The sequence below is a fragment of the Ensifer sp. CCNWLY38 genome (assembly GCF_037120565.1).
In the GTDB taxonomy this organism is placed as follows: Bacteria; Pseudomonadota; Alphaproteobacteria; order Rhizobiales; family Rhizobiaceae; genus Ensifer; species Ensifer adhaerens_H.
In genome coordinates this window covers 1-715 of the sequence record NZ_JBBBBO010000043.1, presented here as the reverse complement: position 1 = coordinate 715, position 715 = coordinate 1, and the positions used below count along the sequence as shown (strand labels likewise).

Here is a 715-nt window from a genome sequence, read left to right as displayed (position 1 = left end):
AGCTCGGCGACCGACTTGACCTTGATGCCGGCCTTGCGGCCCGACGGCTCCTCGGTCTTCAGCACCTTGAGGCGGGCGGCGGTGTCGACGCCGAAGTCGGCCGGCGACTTCTTGTCGAGCGGCTTCTTCTTCGCCTTCATGATGTTGGGCAGCGAGGCGTAGCGCGGTTCGTTGAGGCGCAGGTCGGTGGTGACGACTGCCGGCAGCTTGATGTCGATGGTCTGCAGACCGCCGTCGACTTCGCGCGTCACGGTGGCCTTGCCATCGCCGATCTCGACCTTGGAGGCAAAGGTGCCCTGGGCCCAGCCGAGCAGCGCCGACAGCATCTGGCCGGTCTGGTTCGAATCGTCGTCGATCGCCTGCTTGCCGACGATGATCAGGCCCGGCTGTTCGGCTTCGGCAACGCCCTTGACGATCTTGGCGACAGTGAGCGGCTCGACCTGGTCTTCGGTCTCAACCAGGATGGCGCGGTCGGCGCCCATGGCAAGGGCCGTGCGCAGCGTCTCTTCGGCCTTGGCCGGACCAACGGAAACGACGACGACTTCCTCCGCCTTGCCGGCTTCCTTCAGCCGCAGCGCCTCTTCGACCGAGATCTCGTCGAAGGGGTTCATCGACATCTTCACGTTCGCAAGCTCGACGCCCGAACCGTCTGCCTTCACGCGGATCTTGACGTTGTAGTCAACCACCCGCTTCACCGTCACAAGTATTTTCATGG

1 protein-coding gene is annotated in these 715 nt (G+C 64.2%); it reads right to left on the bottom strand.

Features of this window, described 5'->3' with window-relative positions:
• On the bottom strand, positions 1-713 hold a 713-nt coding region (locus V7S54_RS33240), incomplete at its 3' end, for an electron transfer flavoprotein subunit beta/FixA family protein (RefSeq protein WP_336410029.1).
• Positions 714-715: the final 2 nt, after the last annotated feature.